This is a genomic window from Allocoleopsis sp. (assembly GCF_036703385.1).
GTDB lineage: Bacteria > Cyanobacteriota > Cyanobacteriia > Cyanobacteriales > Coleofasciculaceae > Allocoleopsis.
On record NZ_DATNPA010000319.1, the window covers coordinates 1 to 5,556 of the forward strand.

Consider the following 5,556-nt stretch of genomic DNA (forward strand, 5'->3'; position numbering starts at 1 on the left):
AATCAAGACCATCTTTTTGTGTCGCTACTTGCATTCAGAAGAGTTGCGTCGGGAAATCAATGAGGGGCTGAATGTGGTTGAGAACTGGAACAGTACTAATAACTTTATTTTCTACGGGAAGAGTGGAGAAATTGCTACTAATCAGCCTTCTGAACAGTTACTTGCTATCTTATCTCTGCATTTATTGCAAGTATGTCTGGTCTATATCAATACCTTAATGTTGCAACAAGTTCTCCAAGACTCCAGTTGGAAAAAACGGCTGACTAAAAATGAGCGACGGGCATTGACTCCTCTGATTTATGGTCATGTCAATCCCTACGGAACTTTCCGATTGGACATGAATCAGCGATTGCCGATTGAGCCACTAGAACTGGAGGTGCTTGGATGAAGAAGACTCGTACTTCCGCTCCTAAAAAAGCCAAAGAGATCGCTAAGTTACTTCGGAGCGAACAACCCGGCTATAACTATTTGAAAAGCGTGTTTCGCTACCTGCGAGAAGAGTTAGAAATCTCGGTTCCTAAAGAGGGGAAGAAATTACCGTCTGTTCCTACATCAGAAGAGATGCAGCGCTACTACCAAGCTGTTTGGAAAACTCGCAACGTACAGGATGTGGTACTGATTAAAACCCTACTTTATACGGGAGTGCGAGTCAGCGAACTAGTCAACATTCAGCTCAAAGATGTGGATTTTGAACGTTGTCAGATTCGGATTAACTCTGGCAAGGGAGGTAAAGACCGAATTGTTCCGTTTCCTGTAGCGTTTAAGGAAGTTTTAGCAATGCACGTTGACCGCATGGAACAATTATCAGCGACTTATTTGTTTGAATCATCTTGGAAACGCAAGTATACTGACCGAGGGATTCGCAAGATTCTGGCTAAATATGCAGAGGCCGCCGGACTAGACAAATCGATATCTCCTCATCAACTACGTCACTGTCTCCTGACTTGGCTGAAGAAACAAGGAATTGATGATGCTTTAATTCAACCTTATTCAGGGCATTCTTCCCGGCAGTCTCTGGAGATCTATTCACGCTTGAGTATTGGGGAAGCTCAGGAGGTTTATGACCAAGTTATGGGGAAATTCCCTGTCTGACTTGGTTTTAGCTACTTTGCCGTTTTGACAGCTTCCCTAGCTTTACGCCAATTGAGCGCAAGAAATTGGAATAGCTAGAGAGAAGCTTGTAGTTGGCGGTTCTGTAGTACAGTTGACTGTAATCTCTCCCCCAATTAACTTGGTGAACTTTTTGATTAGGTACAGTCCCAGCCCTTCACGTCCTTGATTTTTAGAGTCGGCGGTTTCCCACCGATGGTACTTCTCAAAGATTTTGGAAAGCTGGTCTGGTGGAATAGAAATCCCAGAACTACTAACCGAAAATACTAGAAGATTTATCTCCTTTTTGCTGACATTAACCGTAATGTCTCCTCCAGTTGGAGTGTACTTACAGGCATTATTGAGTAACTCAGTAAGTATTAATTCAAGATAATTAACTTGCTCTAGGGCAACGGATTGCTCTTGACTAAGAATGTTGATTGAAAGGGATTGTCCGTTAGCGCAACATCTGGGAACAAAGGGATTGGTAATCTTTGAAATCCAGGGGGATATTTCCACCAAGGCAAGTTCCCTGTGGCTTTCCTCAACTAGCTTCGGCAGATTCAACACAGTGTCTACAAGGTGAATAGCCCCATTAGACTCTGATTTTAGGATTTCTAGGTACTTATTTAGCTTCAGAGCCGCAACTGACTCAGGCTGAATTGCCACGAGTTCCTGGATTGCTATTTCCACCACTCTTGCTGCCAAGCTAATGGTAGTGAGCGGCATTCGTAAATCGTGACCGAGGCTAGTCATTAAGTTGATTAAATCATCTTTCCAGTCCTCGGGCATTTGTTCTTCTAAATCGGTTCTGCATCCACATTGCCGATTGTTTAAGACTTTTTCTGATAGATTGACCGAATTACTGTTCGGCTTTATAGAAGGCTTTTGTATTCCAACTAAACTCAATGAAACCCCTGAATTTTGGCTATAGATGTCCATAAGGGCAAGCCGCTTCTTGATTTTTTCAATACTTGAGTCTGTCCCACATAAATTCTAACAATATTTTATCTAGCTTAACAAGGATTAGCGTTTCTCCAGATTTATCAGGCTTAAGTAAAATTTTTTTCCACAAATAGGTCAAATTAATTGTATCAATAACTCTCCCTCTACCTAGAGATAGAGGGAAACACTATTAATTTCTAAAAACCTGTATTTACAATAAAAATCCACGTATTAACATTGTTAATTATTGTCCTCTAACTCTTAGTTTATTTCGGACGAAGGAACTAGTTTGTTGTTAAATAGGTTATCAAATAAGGAGTAGCTACTTCTCACCTCGTCCTAGTAATAATTACATTGAATCAAAGAAAAAAGCAATGGCTCTCGTAATAGGTAGAAGCAAAAAACGTTTATTCCGTGCCTCTCCAAATCAACTATCAGTGTCAGTCTTGATGGTTGTTGCCGCATTTTTACTGTTAGTAGACATGATAGTAAGTGCAAGCTTACTCAGCTTTGGGGCACTTCTACTTGGTGTAACTGGGACAGCCGTGCTGATTTGGAAGGATGAGTTGAGCGGTTTATTCAAATGGGTTGGCGTTGTTAATCGACGCTACAAACTGCCTAGCATAGTGTTTGTCTTGGTAGCAGCACTTTTCCTATTAGATTGCATGGCAAGACCCGCTTCGGCTCAGTTTTTTCAGGGAGCTCAAACATGGATGGCAGGGCAGTTTCCTCAAGCGGCTGAAGTAATTCCCCTCGTTTTCAACGTGTTGCGAGGATTATTTCTGGTTTACTTAGGGATTTCCCTGGTCAAAGTGGTTCAGGCAGCACGGAACGATGAGGATTGGCAAACTTTGGCACGTACCCCCTTGATCATCGTGATTGCCGTGACGGTAGCAGAAGTTCTTACGGGTTTGATTATCGGCGGTGGCGGTGCTACGCCCTAGTGGAGATAGCTATTTACGGCATGGAAAACCAAACCAAGTTTCGCAAGGTTAACGCCAGCCTGGGAAAGCACCCGAATATTGGACCTTTCCCCGCCGATCAGTTTCTCCCTTGGACGGTGATTTGCGGAGTTTCCTACTACTTGTTCCATGTGCTTGCAGGGTTTAGCTGGCTCTGGACAGGGCTTCTAGCAGCTTGGGGCATATCCACTTGGTGGGTGTTGACTGGTTCTAAGGCTTGGCGGTTTCTTTCTAAGTTTATACCGACCCCCACTTGGGGGCGGGGCTATGGACGCTATCAGCGAATTCTTTCAGAACGTTCGGTAAGTTCGGGTAAAAACACCGAGTATAAGGCGGTGAAGAAACAGTGAAAACTAAGGCAAAACCGACACAACAAAAACAAAAATCCAAAATTGGTGAGCGTCGGGTTGATAACGGTGAGCAAACTGTTCGCATCAGTCCGCTTGAAGATGCCTTCCAATTAGTGAGTATGCTCCGCATTGAATTAAATGCCAGAAGAGTTGGAGGATATGTCTTACGCAAGGGCGACAACAGCTTCATGGTGCAATTCGGCTTTGAGTGTAAAGGGATTCACTCAACTTTGCGAAAAGAACAAATTGACCCGATTTTCGATGCCCTCGAAGCTGGACTCAAAGACTTTCCGACTGGAGAACAACTGACCATCCACTTAAGTTCCTTTACCGAGGATACGGCGCGTCAAGCTGAATTAAAACAATTGCTTGAGATGCAAAGTAGCGATGAGTTGCGGTATCTGCTGATGGCTGACCGAGCGCGTACCAGAGAGTTGACCCGCCAAGGGTTACGCAAGCCCAAGTCCTTGAGACTGTATGTTACTTACACAGTGGAGCCTGGTACTTTTGGCAGTGCCGATGCCATTGAGAAATTATTGGCTCGTGGCGAGCGCTGGTGGAAGTCTTTCACGGGTGAATTAAATGAGTTGCAGTTTGTTCGTGTTGAACAGCTATTGTACTCAGCTTTTACCGATGGCTTCCAGATGTGGGAGCAACTGCTATCCAACAAAATGGGGCTAGATATTCGTCCCCTAAACGAAGAGGAGTTGTGGTCAAGTCTCTGGCAACGCTTCAATAACACCCCGGCTGTTTCAATTCCTCAGTTACTGATTTTAGACCAGTCGGGATTACGGGAGGAGGTTTACTCAGAAGTCTCGCCCCTGACGCTCCTGATGGAGAAGGATGAGTCTGTACCTGTTGCCGATCGCCAATGGGTCAACCTCAAGCGCGAATACATTGGGGCGATGACGTTTGTTGATAAGCCAGGAGGTTGGTTGGACAAAGAGTCGCAAATGCGCTACCTCTGGGAAGTCATGGCGCGGGAGCGTATTTATGACACGGAGATTTTCTGTCAGCTCACAAAAGCGAATGAAGCTTTGGTGAAAACTAATATGCAACGCCTGACTAAGCAGGCGAATCTGTCGGCAACTTTAGCATCTGAGAAAAACTCGATTGATGTCAAGTCGATGCTGAATATCAAAAAGTCAGTAGCGGCTCAGGAGGAGTTATATGAGGGAGCAGTTCCTCTCTACGCGGCAGTAGTGTTTTTGGTTCACCGTCCGACTCGAAGTCTTCTGGATGATGCTTGTCGCTATCTGCAATCACTTTTTTTGCGCCCTGCCTGGGTAGTGCGCGAGACTGAGTACCCGTGGCGGATTTGGTTGCAAACCTTCCCGATTGTTTGGGAGCGGCTACTTGCGACTCCTTTTAATCGGCGGCAGGTTTATTTAAGTGGCGAAGCCCCTGGACTAATGCCCTTGGTTCGTACCCGTAGCGGAGACGATAGAGGTTTTGAATTGATTGCAGAAGAAGGTGGTACACCAGTATTTCTTAACCTCTACACGGCGCACAAGAACCTTGGGCTATTCGGTACGACTCGAAGTGGTAAATCGGTGGTAGCGGCTGGTATCCTCACCCAAGCCCTGGCACAGGGAATGCCTGTGGTGGCGATGGATTATCCCAAGCCCGATGGGAGTAGCACTTTCACCGATTACACCTCTTTTCTGGGGTCAGATGGGGCGTATTTTGACGTGGGCAAGGAAAGTTCAAACCTCTTCGAGCTGCCTGACTTGCGATCGCTCGACCCAAAGCTACAGCGAGAGCGCTTTGAAGATTATAAGGACTTTCTTACCTCGGCACTTATGGCAATGGTGGTCGGGCAAGGTAAGGGTGAGGTTGCAAAAGAGCGAACGTTCTCTGACACGGTGCGTTCAATCCTTACTTTAGCAATAGAAGCCTTCTTCGGTGACGAACAAATCCGCGATCGCTACGCCCAAGCCTTCACCAACGGATTTGGCACGGATCTGTGGGCAACGATGCCTACTCTTAGCGACTTCTTAAGCTACTGCTCCTACGAACGATTACGCCTCGACTCAGTTAGTGGGGATATCCAAGCAGCGATGCAGCAGATCAAGTTGCGTTTGCGGTTCTGGTTATCCAGCCGAATTGGTAAAGCGATTAGTCAGCCCTCTACCTTCCGGAGTGATGCAAGGCTTTTAGTCTTTGCACTACGCAACCTTTCTAATGATGAGGATGCCGCCATTCTCTCA

Annotated in this window: 6 protein-coding genes; 5 read left to right on the forward strand and 1 reads right to left on the reverse strand. The window is 45.6% G+C overall.

Translation table 11 applies throughout. The features are described 5' to 3' along the window. Both V6C93_RS15840 and V6C93_RS15845 read left to right on the forward strand, forming a co-directional pair. On the forward strand, positions 1 to 388 hold a 388-nt coding region (locus tag V6C93_RS15840; RefSeq protein WP_333477633.1), incomplete at its 5' end, for a Tn3 family transposase. Continuing rightward, the gene (locus tag V6C93_RS15845; RefSeq protein ID WP_333477634.1) at positions 385 to 1,092 is read left to right on the forward strand and encodes a tyrosine-type recombinase/integrase; all 708 of its coding nucleotides are present in this window, start codon (positions 385 to 387) and stop codon (positions 1,090 to 1,092) included. The genes V6C93_RS15840 and V6C93_RS15845, both read left to right, overlap by 4 nt. A 42-nt stretch (positions 1,093 to 1,134) precedes the next feature. Here V6C93_RS15845 and V6C93_RS15850 read toward each other — a convergent pair whose 3' ends face one another. Continuing rightward, positions 1,135 to 1,881, reverse strand: coding sequence for a HAMP domain-containing sensor histidine kinase (locus V6C93_RS15850; RefSeq protein ID WP_333477635.1), 747 nt, complete (start codon positions 1,879 to 1,881; stop codon positions 1,135 to 1,137). A 527-nt stretch (positions 1,882 to 2,408) separates the two neighbouring features. On the opposite strand from V6C93_RS15850, the gene V6C93_RS15855 reads away from it, so the two are divergent. The 3 genes from V6C93_RS15855 to V6C93_RS15865 all read left to right on the forward strand — a co-directional run. After that, a complete protein-coding gene (locus tag V6C93_RS15855) occupies positions 2,409 to 2,978 on the forward strand; it encodes a hypothetical protein (protein WP_333477636.1) in 570 nt (189 codons plus the stop codon). 20 nt (positions 2,979 to 2,998) lie between these two features. After that, entirely contained in the window at positions 2,999 to 3,346 is a 348-nt protein-coding gene (locus tag V6C93_RS15860) for a hypothetical protein (protein WP_333477637.1), read from the forward strand. Next, the coding region (locus tag V6C93_RS15865) for a hypothetical protein (protein ID WP_333477638.1) at positions 3,343 to 5,556 on the forward strand (2,214 nt) is incomplete at its 3' end. The genes V6C93_RS15860 and V6C93_RS15865, both read left to right, overlap by 4 nt.

Excerpts from the sequence above, each read along its gene's own strand:
- V6C93_RS15845 (WP_333477634.1), top strand. The coding sequence starts at position 385 with ATGAAGAAGACTCGTACTTCCGCTCCTAAAAAAGCCAAAGAGATCGCT.
- V6C93_RS15850 (WP_333477635.1), bottom strand. The coding sequence starts at position 1,881 with ATGCCCGAGGACTGGAAAGATGATTTAATCAACTTAATGACTAGCCTC.
- V6C93_RS15855 (WP_333477636.1), top strand. The coding sequence starts at position 2,409 with ATGGCTCTCGTAATAGGTAGAAGCAAAAAACGTTTATTCCGTGCCTCT.
- V6C93_RS15860 (WP_333477637.1), top strand. The coding sequence starts at position 2,999 with ATGGAAAACCAAACCAAGTTTCGCAAGGTTAACGCCAGCCTGGGAAAG.